Origin of the sequence: Kribbella sp. NPDC056861 (assembly GCF_040687575.1) — a bacterium.
Lineage (GTDB): Bacteria > Actinomycetota > Actinomycetes > Propionibacteriales > Kribbellaceae > Kribbella.
Genome location: NZ_JBFBNQ010000005.1, coordinates 378,293 through 397,970 on the forward strand (window position 1 = coordinate 378,293; position 19,678 = coordinate 397,970).

The window sequence follows — 19,678 nt, forward strand, 5'->3', positions numbered from 1 at the left end:
TCGATGTCGAAATACCCTCACGCCATGACTCAGACAGCGCTCTCGCCACTGCTCGCCGCCAGTACCGCGCTGATGCGCGCCGGCCGCTGGACCACAGCCATCGACCTCCTGCAGGCCGCCGACCCGGCAACGCCCACCGACCGGCTGGCAATCGCCGTCGCCCTGGCCGAGGTGACCGTCGACCAGGACTTCAGCCAGCAGACCGACCACGCCGGCCCAGCGCTCGCAGTACTGGTTAAAGCGCTCTCTGAAATCCCGGATCCCCTTGCTGAGTGGGATCTCGCCTTCCTGCAACTCCGCAAGGAGTACTCCACCGCGCTCTTCGTCAACGCACGCGAAGCCGGCGCCGACCTGGCCGCACGAGCCCATCACCTCGCCGCGACCGCGCCCGACGAGAGCCGCTCCGGCCACGCCACCTTCTACGCAGGCGTCATCGCCGACAACCTCCAAGGCCTGGCCAACGACGCCTTCAACGCCTACACAACCGCCCTGGCCAAAGGCGAGCGCTCCAACGATGACCTACTCATCTCCCTGGCCCTCCGCCACCTAGGCGACCACGCCCATACCGCCGGCGACCTCCCCCTGGCCCGCACCCACTGGGAGCGCTCCACCGAACTCCGGCAAAAGGTTGGCCACCTCCTGGGCGCCCTGGCCCAGCAAACCCTGCTCGCAGTACTGGCCCGCGACGAAGGCAACCCGGCAGCCGCGATCGCCCTCGCCACCGAGGTCAACCGCTGGTCCCACCAGGCCAACATCCCTTTCCTGCAAGCCCAAACCGCCGCCCTGCTGATCTGAGCACCCCGCCTCAGGCTGACTCGCGGGCCACCAGATGGGGGTCGAAGATCACCGAGGTGGGCTGGTGGGCCGGGGTCTCGATCTGGCCGAGGAGGATGCGGGCCATTGCGGCGGCCATCTCTTCGACCGGCTGAGCGACCGTGGTCAGCTGCGGGCGGGTGAAATGGGCTGGTTCGCTGTCGTCGAAGCCGACCACTGCCACGTCGTCGGGGACGGTGCGCTGGTGGTCGCGAAGGACCTTCAGAGCGCCGGCCGCCATCAGGTCGTTGGCCGCGAAGACACCGTCCAGGCCGGGGTGCGCGGCCAGCAGTTCGGTCATCGCCCGCTCGCCGCTCTCGCGCGTGAAGTTGCCTTTGGCAACTGGAATGTAGGGCTGGCCGTGCCGGGCCATCGCGTGCCGGAAGCCGGTGAGCCGGTCCTGCGCGGCCGGTACGTCGCTGGGGCCGGCGATGGTGACGACCTGGCGGCAGCCGCGGGCGACCAGGCGGTCAGCGGCCAGGGCGGCGCCCGCTGCGTGGGCCAGGTCGACGTAGCTGATCGGGACGTCACGGCCGGGGCGGGCGAAGAGGACGGCCGGGATTCCCGCGTCGACGAAGAGACCGGGCAGGGTGTCGTCGGAGTGGGTGGAGACCAGCAGAGCGCCGTCCGCCTTGCCTTGGCGGACGTAGGTGACGGCCTCGGCGCGGGCGGCGTCGGAGTCGGCCAGCATGAGGGTCGGGTGAACCTTCACCGGGAGCAGGCTCTTCATCGCGCCCGACGTGATCCGGCCGAAGAACGGGTCGCCGAGCACCTGCTCCGCCGACCCGTCGGAGCCGGAGATCACCAGCGCGATCGCACCGGCCCTGCGGGTCACCAGCGACCGGGCCACGGTGTTCGGGATGTACCCCGTCGTCCGCACCGCCGCCTCGACCTTCAGCACCATCCGCTGGTCGACGGTGTGCACGCCGTTGATCACCCGGGAGGCAGTCGCGCGTGACACGCCGGCCAGCTTGGCCACGTCCTCCAACGTCGGCTGCCGATTGCTGTTCATGGCATCGGATCGTAGCTGCGTCAACGCATCCCCCTCGATTGTTCATCCACAGGTACGGCGGCCCGCTGCCCACAGGCCGCCGTACCCACGTCCTCAGTTGCGGTAGATGCCGAACTCGAACAGCGAGTACCCGTAGCCGGAGCCGCGCTGGGTCCCGGTCAGCCGGACGTACCTACCGGTGCCGCCGGACGCCACACTGTCGACGTCGCCGTTGCCGGTGGTCGTGCTGAAGACCGGCCGCCAGTTGTTGCCGTCGTCGGAGGCCTCGATCCGGTACGACTTGGCGTACGCCCCCTCCCAGATCAGCTGGATCCGGTTGAAGGACTGCACCGAGCCGAGGTCGACCTGGATCCACTGCGGATCCGACCAGTCGCTCGCCCACCGGGTCGCGTTGTTCCCGTCCGTCACGTTCGACGGCGGGTACGGCGCGCCGTTGCCGACCTGCTGGAACGACGAGGCCGTCACAGCCTTGCCACGGGCAACATTCGTTCCCTGGGCCGGCGGTGCGACCACCCGGAAGGACCGCGTCTCGATCCCGACGTTGCCCTTGCCGTCGCGCACGTAGTCGTACAGCTTCCACACCCCGAGCCGCTCGGGCACCGTCACGGTGAACGGCCCGGTCCCGGTGAACGGCGTACCGACCAGAGCGCCGGAGCCGTCGATGTACTTGCCGCCGACCCGGAACTCGTGCGTCAGCGCGTCCCCATCAGGGTCGGACACGTTGACGTTCACGGTGATCGTGCCGCCGGCCGGGACGTCCGTCGTACGGCTCAGCGTCATGTTGGTGATCACCGGAGCCGTGTTGCCGCCCCCAGCACCACCGAAGGCCTGGCGTACGGCGTAGTACGAGAGCCGCTTCAAGCCACCCGGGGTCAGGTTGAACCACACTGCGCCGAAGTCGTCCTCGACGCCGTAGTGGAAGAGGGTGGCACCCAGCGCGACACCGGTGTGCCCGACGATGCAGTTCCAGGCCTGCAGGTAGCCGTCACGCTTCTGGATGTCAGTCGGCTCGGTCGGTACGCCGTTGACGTCGTTCGGCACCTCCCACTCACCGGCGGGGCCGGCCTCGGTCAGGATGTACGGCTTGTTGTAGCCGCCGTTGATCCAGTCCTGCTTCACCTGGCAGACGTTGCCGTAGGAGTTGACCGCGAGCAGGTCCAGGTCGGGCGTGTACTGCTTGTAGTACGGCCAGGCGCCGGTCCACGCGTCGGTAGAGGTGACCGGGTGGTTGCTGTCGATCGCGTGGATCGCCTGCGTCGCCTCGTTCACGAACCTGGCGTACGCGATCCGCTGCGCCTCCAGCTCGGTGCCGGAGTAGCAGTTCTGCAGGCCGAGCACGGACTCGTTGCCGACGTTCCACATCAGCACGCCCTGGTTGTCCTTGTACTCCGTGGTCCAGCGGCGGATGTCGGCGAGCGTGTTCGCCTTGTAGGTCGCGTCCGTCACGTAGTTCGCACAGCCACCACTGCCAGGTCCACCACCAGGTTGGAGCCAGTAGCCTGCGATCACGCGCATGCCGTTGGCGGCCGCGGCATCGAAGAGTGGCTTGGAGCTGGCGTCCGTACCCCATGTGCGCACGGTGTTGACGCCGATCGCCTTCAGCCCGGGCAGCCGGGATCCGGCTTCGGAAGCCGGCGGGCCCCAGGTCAGACCCTTGACCTGCCAAGGCGCGTTGTTGACGAGCAGCTGCCAGTTGCCTTGCGAGCCGGCGACCCGGACGGTCCCGGTCCCCGGGCCGGGCCCAGTGCCGCCACCGCTGCCGAGGACCTGGAACTCGAACAGGGACATGCCGTAGCCGTTGGCCCGCTTGACGCCGAACATCCGGACGTAGCGGCCGCTACCGGTCACGTTGAGGGTCTCGTTGCCGCCAGGGCTGTTGACCGTGCTGTAGATCGAGGTCCAGTTCTGGCCGTTTCCGGACACCTCGATCCGGTACTCCTTGGCGTAGGCCGCCTCCCAGCGCAGGACGACCTGTTCGATCGTGGAGGTGGCGCCGAGGTCGACCTGGATCCACTGGTTGTCCTGCCAGGCGCTGGACCAGCGGGTGTTCAGGTCGCCGTCCACAGCGCCGGCGGGCGCGGTACTGGCGCCCTCCGATGACGAGGCCGTCACCGGGCGCCCTTGGGACAGCAGGGTGGCCGCTTGCGCGGGTTGAGCCAGTAGTACGACGTTGCCGAGCAGCACCACGGCTGCTGCGACGGAGGCGGCGATCGCCGAGCGGCCACGGCGTCTGCGCCGGGCGGGCTGCAGACGGACGCGACGGGTCGCGAAGTCCATCGGGTACTCCTTCGCTGGAGTGCGAGAGGGGGCGGGTGGGGTCAGAGAGCGCTCTCTCGCGGTCTGATGGTTGCCTCCGGGTTACCTCCTTGTCAACGGCTCGTCACGCCTGTCCGGTTCCGGAACCAACAAGCACTTGACAGCCGGGACCGCCCGGAACAGGCTGTTTCAGAGAGCGCTCTCCCGCGACGTCCCACCGCGGGTAGCCTGAACCACCGCCCCCGCGGATTCCCCCGACCAGGAGGAGTTCCGTGTTCACCAGAAGGAAAAAAGCCCTGTCCGCCGGCGGCATCGCCGCCTTCATCATCGCCTCGACCCTGACCGCAGTGACCGGTTCCTCGGCCCAGGCCGACGACCTGGTCACCCACCACGAGTTCCAGGTCAACTGCAATCTGCACCACCGTGCGCCCAACGACCCGATCGTGTTCCCGAACATGCCGGGCGCCTCGCACGACCACAGCTTCGTCGGCAACCCCACGACGAACGCCGCCACCACCCTGAACAGCCTCAACGCGGCCGGTCCGGGCGCGACCACCTGCCAGAACCCCGACGACCTGTCGGCGTACTGGTGGCCGACGATGTTCCGCAACAACGACCCGGTGCCGCAGACCTGGCGGCAGACCATCTACTACAAGTCGGGCATCCTGCGGTACCAGGACGTCCGTCCGTTCCCGCCCGGTCTCCGGTTCGTGGTGGGCAGCCCGACCGCGACCCAGGAGCAGTTCCGCACCTCACCGGGTGCCGTCGAAGGCTTCGAGTGCGGCAACATCTCCAAGAGCTGGGACATCCCGTCGTACTGCACGCCGGGTACCCAGGTGAACGTGCGCTACCAGGCCCCGAGTTGCTGGGACGGCGTCAACCTGGACTCCCCCGACCACAAGAGCCACATGAAGTACCCGGTCAACGAGGCCTGCCCGGCCTCGCACCCGGTCGCGGTACCGATGCTCGAGTTCAAGATCTCGTTCGAGGCCAGTGGTGACATGGCCGGCACCAGGTTCGCCAGCGGTCGTGGCTACACCTGGCACTACGACTTCTTCAACGCCTGGGACGCACCGACGCTGGCTGCCCTGGTGAGCCACTGCATCAACGGTGGTCTGCAGTGCAACGGCAAGGGGTTCGACCTCTACAAGCCGAACCGCGGGCAGGTGCTGGGCGACAACTACCGTCTCCCCGGCCGTCCGACCGTTCCGACGCTCTAACCGAAGACTCCCTGCGGTGCTGGAACTTGGGAAAGGGACCAGTACCGCAGGGCCTTCAGGGTTCTAAGAGGAGAAAGCCGCGTCGAAGGACGCGGTCGGCGGGTCGAAAGCCAACCTCTTCACAAACTCCAGCGCCTCAGCAGCGCCAACCAGCCGATCCATCCCCGCGTCTTCCCACTCGACCGAGATCGGGCCCGTGTAGCCGATCGTGTTGAGCATCCGGAAGCACGCCTCCCACGGCACATCCCCGTGCCCGGTCGAGACGAAGTCCCAGCCCCGCCGCGGATCGCCCCACGCCAGGTGCGACCCCATCCGGCCGTTCCGCCCGTTGCCGACCTGACGCTTCGCGTCCTTGCAGTCGACGTGGTAGATCCGGTCCTTGAAGTCCCACAGGAAGCCGACCGGGTCGAGGTCCTGCCAGACGAAGTGGCTCGGATCCCAGTTCAGCCCGAACGCCTCGCGATGCCCGATCGCCTCCAGCGTGGCGGTCGTCGACCAGTAGTCGTAGGCGATCTCCGACGGGTGCACCTCGTGCGCGAACTTCACGCCGACCTGGTCGAAGACGTCCAGGATCGGGTTCCAGCGGTCCGCGAAGTCGGCGTACCCGGCGTCGATCATCGACTGCGGCACCGGCGGGAACATCGCGACGGTCTTCCAGATCGACGATCCGGTGAACCCCACCACCACGTCCACACCGAGCGCGCGGGCCGCGCGAGCCGTCGTCGCCATCTCCTCGGCCGCCCGCTGCCGGACCCCCTCGGCGTCCCCGTCGCCCCAGATGTGCGCCGGCAGGATCGCCTGGTGCCGCTGGTCGATCGGGTCGTCGCAGATCGCCTGGCCGAGCAGGTGGTTGGAGATCGTCCAGACCTTCAGGTTGTACTTCTCCAGCACGTCCAGCCGGTTGCGGACGTAGCTCTCGTCCTCCGCGGCCTTGCGGACGTCGAGGTGATCACCCCAGCAGGCGATCTCCAGCCCGTCGTAGCCCCACTCCGAGGCCAGCCGGGCCACCTCTTCGAACGGCAGGTCGGCCCACTGGCCGGTGAACAGAGTAATCGGTCGTGCCATCGCGCGTAGCTCCTTCTAGGCAAGGGAAGTAGGGGGTGTCCCCGGCGCCGCGGCCGGAGCGCTGGCCGCGGCGCCGGGGACAAGGACCGGACGAACCGGTCCCCCGTCGACCGCGCGAAACCGCTCTCCCGCAACCCGGGACGGGGCCGAACCACCCCGGGTCGCAACAGCTCCTGTCCGCCTCTCCGCGTCGGACAGGGTGCGGTCTCGCACGGCGACGATCATCGGGTCAGATCCTCTGCCTGAGGTCCTGGCCCACAGCAATGAGCAACGTCCGAGCCGGTACGTCGCTGACCTTCTGCGCCTCGGCAAGATAGGCGTCCAGGGCGGTCCGGGCCGCCGCCAGCCGTCCCTTGCCGTGCTCCCGCTCGGCCGCGCGGAGCTGCACCTTCATCACCACGGTCGGATCCAGCGGCAGCGTCCTGACATCGCGGTACCGCTTGACCACCTCGATCGCCTCCGCGTACGTCGCGACGACGGTGAACGGCACCTTCGTCACCGAGGCGTTGCCGGCCTTGTCGGAGACCCGCGCCACCACTTCGTGCGCGCCCAGGCCGAGCTGCATGCCGTCGAGCTTGCCCGTCAACGGCTTCCCGTCGATGGTCAGCACGACAGGACCCGCCAAGCCGGAGAGCGCGTCCGTGGCCGTCGCCGCGACCGTGGCGAGACTCGCCACACCCAACTGACCATTAGCCGGCAGCCCGGTCACCGTGGTCGCCGGCGCGGTCTTGTCGATCTTGACCGTCACCGACTTCACCTCGGACACGTTGCCCGCGGTGTCACTGGCCCGCACCTGGAGGGTGTGGGTCCCGTCCGCGGTCAGGTTCACCGCGTGCGTGTACTCCGACCACTCGCCGTCCCCGAGCTTCTGCTCGAGGTACAGCTGACCGGGCTGATTGTCCGTCGCCATCGCGGTCGCGACCACCGCGTCGTTCCACCAGCCGTTGTCCCCCGACGGCGTCGACGGGTTGACCGACAGGGTCAGCTGCGGCGCGACGGTGTCCTTGACCACCTTGAAGTAGTCGAACTTCGCCGTCTTCGAAGCGACCTGGTCGACCCCGAAGGCGTAGACGCCGAAGCTCGCCGAGCTCAGCGCCGCGTTGGTCACCGGCGCGAGTGCCGTCCAGGCCAGCCCGTCCGCGGAGTACGAGCCCGTGTACGTCGTACCGGTCTTGGCCAGTCGCAGATACCAGACACCCTGCGTGGGCACCGGCGATGCGTTCGGCTGCGGGTCGAGCACGACGTTGTTGACCTCGCTGCGCAGCTCGATGCCCCGGGTCACGGTCCCACCAGGCGAGTTCGTGGCCAGGAAGTCCAGCTTCACGTAGTTCGCGTCGTCGCCGTAGACCAGCAGGCCACCCTGCTGGTAGGCCTCGTTGAAGGCCGACCCGTCGACCTTCGTCTCGATCGTCCAGTCACCGTCGGGAGCCGGCTGCAGCAGCAGGTTCTTCGGGTTGGTGGCCGTGCCGCCGTAGATGTCGCCCTTGCCGGTGTCGATCTCCAGCCCACCACCGGTCACCCGGTACGCCGCGGCGTCCGGCCGCACGCTCGCCGACCAGCGGCACGCGTTCAGCGTCGAGCCGTCGAACTCGTCGTCCGGGGTCGGCACCTCGGCGGTGTCGTCCGGCGTGATGCTGAAGTAGTCGAACTGCGCCGCGATCGGCAGCGCCTCGGCCCGGTTGGCCAGCCCGAACAACCCGATCCTCGGGTTGCTGATGCCCGCCAGCTGCTTCGTCTCCGACATCTCCACGAACGTCGCACCATCAGCGCTGTACGACGCCCGCAGGTTCTGGCCGTCACTGGTGAACCGGACCCAGACCGTGTCCGGGTACGCCGCACCCAGGTTGGCCGTGTTGGAAGCAGCCACCTCGTTCGGTGCGCCGGCCTCTTCCCGGATGAACTGGAAGATCCGGTCAGCCGCCGAAGCAGCGCCGGTCGAGCGGCCCTGCAGCACCATCTTCGCGTAGTTGTCGTCGTCTCCGTAGACGATCAACCCGGCCTGCTGGTAGGCGAGGCGGGCCGGCAACGTCAGCTTGGCGGTGGCCTGCCACGCCCCGGCCGGCAGCGGCTGGAGCACGATGTTCGGCGTACCGGTGTTGCCGGTTCCGTAGATGTCGGTCGCGGTCAACGGGATCACCAGGTTGCCGTTGCTGACCGCAAGTTCCTGGTTGCCTCGGACAATGGAGTTCCAGCGGCCGGTGTCGAGCGTGGTGCCCTCGAACCCGTCCGAACGACCGGTCAGGCAGGTCGGCGGAGCAGCCGCGTCCACCTTGACCTGGACGTGTGACACACCGGACGCGCCACGCGAGTCCGTCACCGTGACGGTGGCGTCGTGGGTCCCGGCGGTCGTGTAGGTGTGGCTGACCGTGGCGCCGGTGGCGGTCGCGCCGTCACCGAAGCTCCACACGTAGGACAGCGGCAGGTCGCCTTCGGGGTCGGTCGCCGTGGCGGTGAAGTCGACCTTCAGCGGCGCCTTGCCCTGCACCGGAGTCGCGTTGGCCGTGACGTTCGGGCGCTGGTTCTCGGTCACGCCCTTGCCGATGAACTTGACCCAGTTGACGTTCAGCTGTCCCGTCGTCTTGACGAAGTACAGCGGACCGCTGGTCAGCGACGCGCCGGAGACGTCCGCCGTGAAGTTGCCGTAGGTCTGCCAGGCACCGGTCGGCGTGACGTTGATGGTGGCAACGATCGGTCCGTCGGTCGGCGATCCCTGCCGCACCTGCACGGTCGCACCCAGTTCAGGTGACGCGGCCCGCAGTTGGAGCTGGGTGATTCCGGTCAGGTTGGTCGGCTTCCAGCCCCACCAGTCCCCGTCCTCGATGAACCCGATGTTCTTGCCGCCACCTGCGACGTCGCCGGTGTCCTCGACCTGGACGCCGCCACTGGCTCCCGGCCCGCCGGTCTCGTTGAAGTACTCCGCCTCACGCGTCTTCGGCTGGAGCTGGATCACCTTCTGGCTGGTGATCTTGCCCGATCCCGGAGCGCCCTTGTCGGTATAGGTCACCGTAATGATGCCGAAGATGTTCGCCCCGACATGCCCGTCGTCACCCGGCAGCGGGAAGGTCCCCTCGCAGCCGTGGTACTGCTCGTACGGGTGCGCGTGCTCGTCATGCCCGAGAGCAGGCTGGGTGATCACGTCGTTGCAGTCGACCGTGCCGTCCTCGGGGTCGGTGACGGTCACCTTGTACTTGATGGTGTCGCCGAAGTCGAAGAACCCACCGTCGACCGGGCCCTGCACCGTGATCGTCGGCGCGGTGTTGCCGGCCGTGATCGTCTTGTTGGAGACCGCGGTCCGGCCATCGCTGTCGGTCACGGTCAATCGGGCCGTGAACACCCCGGCAGTCGTATAAGTATGCGAAGGCTTCGCCTCGGTGCTGTCCGTCGTCCCGTTGCCGTCGAAGTCCCAGGCCAGCGTGATCTGCTGACCATCAGGATCCCGCGACCCGGTCGAGTCGAAGGCCACGGTCAGCGGCAGCGGACCGGACGTCTTGTCGGTGCTGAACTGGGCCAGCGGCGCGCGATTGCCCTGCACGTAGTCGATCCGGTAGATACCGGAGTCGGCATTGTTGCCACCGAATCCGCTCCCCCACTCGATCACGTAGAGCGCGCCGTCCGGCCCGAACTGCAGCGCGTGCGGCCGGACGAAGTTCAGCTTCCCGAGCATCCGCGAGACGTCCGCGACGCCGGCCCGGTCATCCTTCAGCTGGACCGAGAACAGCCGGCTGTCGTTCCAGTCGGCGAACACGGCCTTACCGTCGAAGTACTTCGGCCACTTGCGGTCCGAGTCGCTGTCCGGGTCGAACTTGTACGCGCCACTGGTCATCGGCGCGCCACTGCCACCGATCTCCGGCACGCCAGTGGTCGACTTGCCCATCCACAGCGTGGCCGGAGTTGCCGCCGGCAACTGGGTGATGCCGGTGTTGTTCGGCGAGTTGTTCACCGGCGCGGCGCAGTTGAAGGTCGCGCCCGCGACGCCGGTGGCGAAGTCGAAGTCGTTGTACGGCGTGTTGTTGCCGACGCAGTACGGCCAGCCGTAGAAGCCCGGCTTGTCGAGGATGTTCCACTCGACCCGGCCGTCCGGTCCACGGGTCGGCGAGACCTGGCCGGCGTCCGGACCGTAGTCGGCGACGAACAGGTGGTTGCTGGTCGGATCGATGCCGATCCGGAACGGGTTGCGGAAGCCCATCGCGAAGATCTCCGGCCGCGTCTTCGCCGTACCGGCCGGGAACATGTTGCCCGCCGGCACGGTGTAGCTGCCGTCGGCCTCCGGGTGGATCTTCAGCACCTTGCCGTTCAGGTTGTTGCTGTTGGCAGCGCTGCGCTGGGAGTCCCAGGCCGCGCGGCCGACCCGCTCGTCCAGCGGCGAGTAGCCGTCGGAGTCGAACGGGTTGCTGTTGTCGCCGGTGGCGATGTAGAGGTTGCCCTCGCCATCGAACTCCAGCGCGCCGCCGGCGTGGCAGCACTCGTTGCGCTGGGTGTCGACCCGCAGGACCTGCTTCTCGCTCGCCAGGTCGAGGGTGTCCCCGGTGACCTTGAAGCGGGAGACCTTGTCGTAGGGCTCGTTCGCCGCGGGCGAGTAGTAGAGATAGAGGAAACCGTTCTGGTCGAAGGCCGGGTCGAGCGCGAGCCCGAGCAGCCCGAACTCCTGGCCGGTGTAGACGCTCAGCGTGCCCGCGGTCAGCACGGTGCCGTCGGTCTTGATGATCTTCACGGCGCCGTTGCGGTCGATGTAGAAGACCCGGCCGTCCTTGGCGATCGACAGCTCCATCGGGTTCGCGGTGTCGTCGTCGAGAGTGACCTTCTCGTAGCTCTCACTCAGCGACGCGCCACAGTCGGCCGCCTCGACACCCGCCGCGGTCTTGATGCCACCGAGCAGGTGCTTGCGGAACGTCGGGTCGGCGAACGACTCGATCGTGTGACCCATGCCCGTGTACCAGGCGCGGCCGCCGTCGTAGTCCTGACACCAGGCGATCGGGTGCTCGACGCCCATGTTGCCGCCGGTGTAGGTCGTCTCGTCCAGCGACGCGAGCACGTGCACGGCGCCCCGCGGGTTCGAGCGGTAGTTGTACCACTCGTCAGTGCGCGGCCAGACCGTCGGAGCGTCGGCCGTCGACGGGTGCGCGTGGTCCTCCACCTTCACCGTCGCGTTCGGCGTACCGGCGGGGTGGCTGTCGAAGTAGCTGCCGACGAGCTTGCCGTACCAGGGCCAGTCGTACTCCGTGTCCGAGGCCGCGTGCACCCCGGCGTACCCACCGCCGTTGCGGATGTAGCGCTCGAACGCGGCCTGCTGCTCCGCGTTGAGCACGTCACCCGTCGTCGACAGCCAGATCACGACCTCGTACTTCGCCAGCTCGGTGTCGTTGAACATCGCCGCGTCCTCGGTCGCGGTGACAGTGAAGTTGTTCGCGGTCGCCAGGTCCTTGATCGCCTGCACGCCGGCCGGGATCGAGTCGTGCCGGAAACCGGCCGTCTTGCTGAAGATCAACGCGTTGAAGGTGTCGTCACCGTGCCCGGGATGGGCACTGGCGGTGACGGCCGACAACGGGATCGCCAGCACGGCGATCACGGCGAGCACGAGCGCGCGGACAAGCGTGCCGTGCCTGCGTAGCTGGATCATGGGTGTGCTCCTCATGGGTCGGATAAGGTGCGCGCTCCATCGGTTTCCGGGGCGGGTCCCCAGATTTTTCGGCCCTGGTACTGCGAACTACAGAAGAACTAGCGGACGCCGAGCAGGTGGTCCATCGCGAGCTGGTCGAGCCGCTCGAAGCCGAGCCCCCGCTTCGCCAGCGCGTCGGGGTCGAAGGTTGCCTTGCGCAACTCGTCGAGCGACTCGCCCGCGCCGAGGGTCGGCTGGGTGATCTCGGTGATCCGCGCGGCGGCCAGCACCTCGGCGACCTCGGGGTCGGCGCGGAAGGCCTGCACCTTCTCCCGCAGGATCAGGTAGTTGCGCATACAGCCGCGGGCGGTCTCCCAGACGCCCTCCAGGTCCTCGGTGCGCGGCGGCTTGTAGTCGAAGTGCACATAGCCGTCATACCCCGGTCCGCCGGCCGTCCCCTGCAGGACATCCACGGTCCAGAACGCCTCGCGCAGGTTGCCGGCGCCGAAACGCAGGTCCTGGTCGAACCGCGGACCGTGCTGACCGTTGAGGTCGATGTGGTAGAGCTTGCCGTGCCACAGCGCCTGCGCGATGCCGTGCGCGTAGTTGAGCCCGGCCATCTGCTCGTGGCCGACCTCGGGGTTGATGCCGACCAGGTCGGGGTGCTCCAGGTCGTTGATGAAGGCAAGGGCATGCCCGATCGTCGGCAGCAGGATGTCGCCGCGCGGCTCGTTCGGCTTCGGCTCCAGCGCGAAGCGCATGTCGTAGCCCTGGTCCTGCACGTAGGTGGTCAGCAGGTCCATCGACTCCTTGTACCGGTCGAGGGCCGCGTGCACGTCCTTCGAACCACCGGACTCGGCGCCTTCGCGGCCACCCCACAGCACGTAGGTCTTCGCACCCAGCTCGGCGGCCAGGTCGACGTTGCGCAGGATCTTGGCCAGCGCGTACCGGCGGACGTCGCGGTCGTTGGCGGTCAGGCCACCGTCCTTGAAGACCGGGTGGGCGAACAGGTTGGTGGTGGCCATCTCGACCACCATGTCGTGGTCGGACAGCGCCTTGGTGAACCGCTCGAGCACCTGCTGGCGGGTGCTGTCGTCGGGCACCAGGTCGTCGTCGTGGAACGACACCGCCGAGGCGCCCAGCTCGGCCAGCTTCTCGACCGCGAGGACCGGGTCGAGCGGGGCGCGCACCGCGGTACCGAAGACGTCGACGCCTTCCCAGCCGACGGTCCACAGACCGAAGGAGAACTTGTCGTCCTTGGACGGCGTGTACGAGTTCATGAGGGGATCTCCTGCCATTGTCGGGAGGTCGAGCTGTCCTCGACCGCGGCCAGCACTCGCTGGACCTGGAGGCCGTCCGCGAACGACGGCGCGGGGTCCGTGCCGTCGGCGATCGCGGTGATCAGGTCGACCACTTGATGGGTGAAACCGTGTTCGTAGCCGAGCAGGTGTCCGGGCGGCCACCAGGCCGCGACGTACGGGTGGACTGCTTCGGTGACGAGAATCCGGCGGAAGCCGGCCGTCTCGGCGGGCTCGGTCGCGTCGTAGAAGTGCAGCTCGTTGAGGTCCTCGAAGTCGAACGCGAGGCTGCCCTTGGAGCCGTTGATCTCCAGCCGGATCGCGTTCTTCCGGCCGGTCGCGAAGCGGGTCGCCTCGAAGACACCCAGCGCGCCGTCGGCGAACCGGGCCAGGAAGATCGCGGCGTCGTCGACGGTGACCGGCCCACGCTCGGTCCCCGCCTCCCCGCTCAGCCCGCTGTGCGCCGCGGCGACCGGACGCTCCTTGACGAACGTCTCCAGCTGCCCGCTCACCTCGGTGATCCGGTCGCCGGTGATGTACTGGGTCAGGTCGACGATGTGCGCGCCGATGTCGCCGAGCGCGCCGGAGCCGGCCTTCTCCTTGTCGAGCCGCCACGACAGCGGCGCCTCCGGATCGGCGATCCAGTCCTGCAGGTACTGCGCCCGGACGTGCCGGATGGTCCCCAGCTTGCCCTCGGCAACCAGTTGCCGGGCCAGCCCGATGGCCGGCACCCGGCGGTAGGTGAACCCGACCATCGACCTGATCCCGTTGGCCGCCGCCGCGGCGGCCGCGGCAGCCATCTGCTCGGCCTCCGCGACGGTGTTGGCCAACGGCTTCTCACAGAGCACGTGCTTGCCCGCCTGCAACGCGGCGATCGCGATCTCGGCGTGGCTGTCCCCCGGTGTGCAGACGTCGATCAGTTGCACGTCGTCTCGGGTGAGCAGCTTGCGCCAGTCGGTTTCGGTCTCGCTCCAGCCGAGCTTGCCCGCGGCAGCGTTGACAGCCTCCGCGTTCCGGCCGCAGAGCACCGTCATCTCCGGCTGCAACGGCAGGTCGAAGAAGCGCGGTGCGCTGCGCCAGGCCTGTGAGTGGGCGGCGCCCATGAAGGCGTACCCGATCAGGCCGATGCCCAGGTTCGTCATTCTGGTTCTGCTCCTCTGTCAGCTCTCGCTGTGTCAGCTCTCGCTGTGTCAGCTCTCGAAGGCGGTCGGCAGGTACTGGTCGACGTTCTCCTTGGTGACCACCGGCGCGTACAGCTGGACGGTCCGCGGGACCTCGACCTCCACCAGGTCACCGAGGGCCTTCTTCTGCACCAGCAGGCGGGCCAGCTTGATGCCGTCGGCGCCCTGGGTGGACGGGTAGATGACGGTCGCCTTGACCAGCGTGTTGTCGGCCTTGATCTCCCGCATCACGTTCGCCGAGCCGGCCCCGCCGACCACGAAGAACTCCTTGCGGCCGGAGTTCTTGATCGCCGCCATCACGCCGACCCCCTGGTCGTCGTCGTGGTTCCAGATCGCGTCGATCTTCGGCGCCGCCTGCAACAGGTTGGCGGCCGCCTTCTCACCGGACTCGACCGTGAACTCGGCCGCGACCCGGTTGTTGACCTTCAGTCCACAGTCGGCCAGCGCCTCCTTGAACCCCGTACTGCGGGCCTGGGTCAGCGGCAGCGAGTCGATCCCGGCGATCTCGGCGACGACGGCGTCCTTCTTGCCCTTCAACTGCTGGCAGACGTAGGTGCCGGCGGAGACACCCATGCCCTTGTTGTCACCGAGGATCGTGGTCCGGGCGGCGAAGGTGCTGCCGAACTCACGGTCGACGTTCACCACCGTGATCCCGGCCTGCATCGCCTTCGTCGCCACCGCGGTCAGCGCGGCGCCGTCGAACGGCAGCAGCACGATCGCGTCGACCTTGTCGTTGATGAAGGTCTCCACCTGGCTGATCTGCAGGTTCACGTCGTTGGTGCCCTCGGCCACGATCAGCTCGACGTCGGAGTGCTTCTTCGCCTCCGCCTGGGTCGCCTTGGTGATCGCGCCCATCCAGCCGTGGTCGGCGGCCGGTGCGGAGAAGCCGATCTTGACCTTCTTGCCCGGCTCGTCGTTGCCCTTGGCAGCGACCTGCTCGGTGCCGCTGTCCTTGGTCTTCTCGGCTTCGGGGGTGTTGCTGGTACAGGCGATCAGTGCCATCGAGCTGAGCCCGACCAAGCCGGCCGTCATCAGTAATCGGGCGGAACGTACTGACATCTTGTCCTCCAAAAGATGTTGCTGCTGCTCTTACAGGGGTTACTGCTGCTCAGTACAACTAGGGCGCGGTGGCGCGGGCGGCCAGGCGTTGCTGGAGGAGGACCGCGATCACGATGATCAGGCCCTTCGCCACCGACTGGGCGGAGATGCTCAGGTTGTTCAGGGTGAAGACGTTGTTCAGGGTGGTGAAGATCAGCACCCCGATCACGGTGCCGACGATGGTGCCGCGGCCGCCGGACAGCAGGGTGCCGCCGATCACCACCGCCGCGATCGCGTCGAGTTCGTAGAGCTGACCGTGGGTGGAGCTGCCGGTCGTGGTTCGGGCCATCAGCATCACGGCGGCGATGCCACAGCACAGACCACCCAGCACATAGAGCGCGACGGTGTGCCGCTGGACCTTGATACCGGCCAGCCGGGCCGCCTCCGCGTTGCCGCCGACGGCGAAGGTCCGGCGGCCGAAGGTGGTCCGGTTGAGCAGCACCCAGCCGGCCGCGGCCACCAGCACGAACATCCAGACCAGCACCGGGACCCCGATCAGCGAGCCGCCGAAGAAGTCCAGGAACGGGTTCACGCTGATGATCTGGGTCTTGCGGTCGGACAGGATCTCGGCCAGCCCGCGGGCGCCGGCCAGCATCGCCAGGGTCGCGATGAACGGAACTATCTTGCCGTAGGCAACTAGTAACCCGTTGACCAGGCCACACGCCGCCCCGACCAGGAGGGCGGTGGAGACCATGAAGATCCAGTGGTAGTCGGCGCCCATCTGCTGGGTCGCCAGCGTGGTCGCCCAGACACTCGCCAACGCCACCAGCGCGCCGACCGACAGGTCGATGCCGCCGCCGGTGATCACGAACGTCATGCCGATGCTGACCACGCCGATCACCGCGGCCAGCCGCAGGATCGTCAGCAGGTTGGCGGTACTGGCGAACCGGTCCCCCGCGGTGGCGATCCCGACGACGCAGAGCAGCACCAGCGCGATCACCAGTCCCACGTTCCGCCCTGCCCCACCCCGCAACAGCGAGCCGACGACGCTGCTCGCCGCCGTACTGCCGCCGCGTCCGCTCCGGGCCGCCGTCGCGGTCGGATCGACCTCGACCATCGCCTGCCCCTGCGGTTCGTCCTGCAGTGTCTTGTCCGGTCGTGCGACTTCCTCACTCATCACACGGCACTTCCTTCCATCACCAGATCCAGCACCTGGTGTTCGTCGATGTCCTGCGCGGGTCCCGTGAACACGGCCCGCCCCTCCCGCATCACCACGACCCGGTCGGCCAGACCGAGCACCTCCTCGACCTCGCTGGAGACCAGCACGATCGCGACCCCGTTGGCGGCCAGCTTGCGGACCAGCGCGTAGATCTCGGATCGCGCGCCCACGTCCACACCCCGGGTCGGCTCGTCCAGCAGCAGCACCCGGCAGTCCCTCAACAGCCAGCGGGCCAGCACGACCTTCTGCTGGTTGCCGCCCGACAGGTTGCGGACGGGATGGTCCACCCCGGCCGGCCGGACGTCCAGCGCCTTGGTCAGCTCCTCCGCGGCTTTCCGCTCGGCCTGGGCGTTGAGGAATCCTCCGCTGGCGAAACGGCCCATGCTCGACACGGTGATGTTCTTGTAAACGGCCTCGTCCAGCAGCAGCGCCTGACTCTTGCGCTCCTCCGGCGCGAGACCGATACCGGCCTTGACGGCCTGCTGCACCTGACCGGGCCGGAGAAACTTGCCGTCCACCCGGACGACGCCGGTCGCCGCTTTGCGCGCGCCGTACACGGTCTCGAGTACTTCGGAACGGCCCGACCCGACCAGCCCGGCCAGTCCGACGATCTCACCGGCCCGGACGGTGAAGTTGATCTCGGCGAACTCGCGTGGCCGGGACAGGTTCTCGACCTCGAGCACCACCGGCGCGGTACTGGCGAGCTCGACCCGCGGCGGGAAGACGTACTCGATCGAGCGGCCGGTCATCAGCCGGATCAGCTCGGTGGTCGGGGTGTCGCGGGCGTCGAGGCCGGTCGCGACGGTGGCGCCGTCCTTCAGCACGGTGACCCGGTCGCCGATCTCGCGGATCTCCTCGAGCCGGTGCGAGATGTAGACGATCGCGACGCCTTGCGAGGTGAGATCGCGGATCACCCGGAACAGGTTGTCGACCTCCTCGGAGTCGAGCACCGCGGACGGCTCGTCCATCACGATCAGCCGGGCCTGCCGGGACAGCGCCCTGGCCATGCTCACCACCTGCTGACCGGCCGCCGACAAGAGCCCGACCGTACGACTGGGCGGGATCTCGTCGTGGCCGAGGCCCTTGAGCAGTTCGCGCGCCTTGGTGTTCGCCTCGTGCCGCCGGGTCAGCCCGTACCGCGACGGCTCGTGGCCGAGGAAGATGTTCTCGGCAACAGTCAGGTCGGGGACCAGGTCCAGCTCCTGGTAGATCGCCGCGATCCCGAGCTGCATCGAGTCGGCCGGGGTGCTCAGCGAGACGAGCCGGCCGTTCACGTGGATGGTGCCGGCGTCGGGCTTGTGCGCCCCGGTGAGAACGCGGATCAGCGTCGACTTGCCGGCGCCGTTCTGGCCGAGCAGGCAGTGCACCTCACCGCGCCGGATGTCCAGGTCGACACCGTCGAGGGCCCGGACCCCGGGGAACTCCTTGACGATGCCGGTCATCCGGAACAGGTCGTCACCGTCCACGGCCGGTACTTCGTACTCCGTCATTGCGCCACCCCTGCCGCATCGCGACCGACCAACGTCGGATCGAGGAAAACCTGGTCGAGTGAGATCTGCGCGCCGCCCCGAACGGCAGCGGTGAACCCGAGTTCGGACTGGACCACCCGGCAGCCGCCGCCGTCCGGCGCGATCACGCGTTCGCGGATCGCGCTCTCCAGCGGTTCTTTCAGCCACGGTCCGAGGACGGCGAAGTAGCCGCCGAGCACGAGGACATCGGGGTTCAGCACGTTCACCAGGACCGCGCCGCCGATCCCCAGCCAGGTGCCGACATCGGCCAGTGCCTTCAACGTCCTGCTGCTGCCGGCCTCGGCCCGCCGGGTGATCTCGGCCAGCCGCTGCTCGACGTCCAGGGACGGATCGCGGACCGGGTCGTCGGCATCAGTTGCCTTGTTCAGCAAAGCGGTCAGGCCGACGACGGTCTCCCAACAACCGGTCCGGCCACAGCCGCAGATCCCGCCGGCAGGGGCGACCGGCATGTGCCCGACCTCGCCGCTGAAGCCGTGCCCGCCGCGCAGCAGGTGTCCATCGGTGACCATGCCGCCACCGACACCGACGGCGCCGGTCAGCAGCACGATGTCCTGGACCCGCTCGACCTCGGGATCGGTGGCCGCCTTCATTTCGGAGTACGCCGCCAGCGCCGCGAGGTTCGCCTCGTTGTCCACCCGCACCGGGTACGCCGGATCGCCGAGCCGGTCGCGCATCTCGTCGACCACCGGCACCTCCGCCCAGCCGAGGTTCGGGGCGAGCTTGAGCAGCCCGGTCGCGCTCTGGACCAGACCGGGGACGGCCAGGGTGACGCCGGCGATCTGCCCGCCGCGAGCCAGCACCGCTGCCACCGATTCGCGGATCAGCTCGGCCAGCTGGTCGAGCGTCGTACCGGGGTCGAGGTGGGCGACGTCGAGCGGGACGCGGCGTTCAGTGACGGTCTCGCCGCCGAGGTCGAGGGCGGTGACCGCGAGGTAGTCGACGTTGATCTCGGCGCCGACGCCGCAGACGCCACTGCCGTCGAGCTCGACCAACTGTCCGGGGCGACCGAGCGCACCGGCCTCGGCCTGACCTTCACGGAGCAGACCGCGGTCGACCAGCTCGGCGACCAGGCTGCTGACGGTGGCCTTGTTGAGTCCGGTCTCGGCGGCGATCCGGGCGCGGGAGCGGGAGCCCGCTTCGCGTACGTGCCGCAGGACGACGGACAGGTTGTTCCGCCGGAGCGAGACATGATCGGCGGCGACCACTCCGCTTCCTGGTCGACTGCCTTCGGACAGCGTCATGAGCCCCACCCCTTCTCCCCCGACAGGAGAACCAGCGGCTGTTGTGACGCCGCTCACAGACTTTGTCTGTTGAGCCAACAAACTAAGTACAGCGGAGCTGGCCGTCAAGATGTTGCGGCGAAGTTTCTTCTGCGTGATCAGCCGGTTTCAGTTTGAAATTTGCAAGTTATTCTTCAAATTTTTCATTCGGCCTTGCGCACCGCTGCGCTC

Annotated in this window: 12 protein-coding genes; 2 read left to right on the top strand and 10 right to left on the bottom strand. The window is 68.2% G+C overall.

The window, feature by feature from the left end:
• Positions 1 to 24 precede the first annotated feature (24 nt).
• Positions 25 to 795 (top strand): hypothetical protein, encoded by a 771-nt coding sequence (locus AB0P21_RS26040; protein WP_363699798.1) that lies wholly within the window; start codon positions 25 to 27, stop codon positions 793 to 795.
• Positions 796 to 805: 10 nt separating this feature from the next.
• On the opposite strand, the gene AB0P21_RS26045 is transcribed toward AB0P21_RS26040, so the two are convergent.
• The gene (locus AB0P21_RS26045) at positions 806 to 1,825 is read right to left on the bottom strand and encodes a LacI family DNA-binding transcriptional regulator (protein ID WP_363699799.1); all 1,020 of its coding nucleotides are present in this window, start codon (positions 1,823 to 1,825) and stop codon (positions 806 to 808) included.
• A gap of 93 nt (positions 1,826 to 1,918) precedes the next feature.
• Complete coding sequence (locus AB0P21_RS26050) at positions 1,919 to 4,102, bottom strand: discoidin domain-containing protein (RefSeq protein ID WP_363699800.1); 2,184 nt, start codon at positions 4,100 to 4,102, stop codon at positions 1,919 to 1,921.
• A gap of 251 nt (positions 4,103 to 4,353) precedes the next feature.
• Here AB0P21_RS26050 and AB0P21_RS26055 point away from each other — a divergent pair, with 251 nt between their 5' ends.
• Entirely contained in the window at positions 4,354 to 5,301 is a 948-nt protein-coding gene (locus AB0P21_RS26055) for a DUF1996 domain-containing protein (protein WP_363699801.1), read from the top strand.
• A gap of 63 nt (positions 5,302 to 5,364) precedes the next feature.
• Here the strand turns inward: AB0P21_RS26055 and AB0P21_RS26060 are convergent, their stop codons facing one another.
• From AB0P21_RS26060 to AB0P21_RS26095, 8 genes are all read right to left on the bottom strand, one after another.
• Complete coding sequence (locus tag AB0P21_RS26060; RefSeq protein ID WP_363699802.1) at positions 5,365 to 6,366, bottom strand: sugar phosphate isomerase/epimerase family protein; 1,002 nt, start codon at positions 6,364 to 6,366, stop codon at positions 5,365 to 5,367.
• Between the two features lie 229 nt (positions 6,367 to 6,595).
• On the bottom strand, positions 6,596 to 11,983 hold the full coding sequence (locus AB0P21_RS26065; protein WP_363699803.1) for a ThuA domain-containing protein: 5,388 nt from the start codon (positions 11,981 to 11,983) through the stop codon (positions 6,596 to 6,598).
• Between the two features lie 98 nt (positions 11,984 to 12,081).
• Positions 12,082 to 13,242: a xylose isomerase gene (xylA, locus tag AB0P21_RS26070; RefSeq protein WP_363699804.1), complete on the bottom strand. Its 1,161-nt coding sequence runs from the start codon at positions 13,240 to 13,242 to the stop codon at positions 12,082 to 12,084.
• Positions 13,239 to 14,402: a Gfo/Idh/MocA family oxidoreductase gene (locus tag AB0P21_RS26075; RefSeq protein ID WP_363699805.1), complete on the bottom strand. Its 1,164-nt coding sequence runs from the start codon at positions 14,400 to 14,402 to the stop codon at positions 13,239 to 13,241. Before AB0P21_RS26075 ends, xylA begins: the two co-directional genes overlap by 4 nt.
• 48 nt (positions 14,403 to 14,450) lie before the next feature.
• The gene (locus AB0P21_RS26080) at positions 14,451 to 15,500 is read right to left on the bottom strand and encodes a substrate-binding domain-containing protein (RefSeq protein WP_363699806.1); all 1,050 of its coding nucleotides are present in this window, start codon (positions 15,498 to 15,500) and stop codon (positions 14,451 to 14,453) included.
• A 58-nt stretch (positions 15,501 to 15,558) separates the two neighbouring features.
• The gene (locus AB0P21_RS26085) at positions 15,559 to 16,656 is read right to left on the bottom strand and encodes an ABC transporter permease (RefSeq protein WP_363699807.1); all 1,098 of its coding nucleotides are present in this window, start codon (positions 16,654 to 16,656) and stop codon (positions 15,559 to 15,561) included.
• Positions 16,656 to 18,188, bottom strand: a complete 1,533-nt coding sequence (locus tag AB0P21_RS26090; protein ID WP_363699808.1) for a sugar ABC transporter ATP-binding protein — start codon at positions 18,186 to 18,188, stop codon at positions 16,656 to 16,658. Before AB0P21_RS26090 ends, AB0P21_RS26085 begins: the two co-directional genes overlap by 1 nt.
• Positions 18,185 to 19,468: an ROK family transcriptional regulator gene (locus tag AB0P21_RS26095; protein WP_363699809.1), complete on the bottom strand. Its 1,284-nt coding sequence runs from the start codon at positions 19,466 to 19,468 to the stop codon at positions 18,185 to 18,187. The genes AB0P21_RS26090 and AB0P21_RS26095 overlap by 4 nt, the downstream gene beginning before the upstream one ends.
• Positions 19,469 to 19,678: the final 210 nt, after the last annotated feature.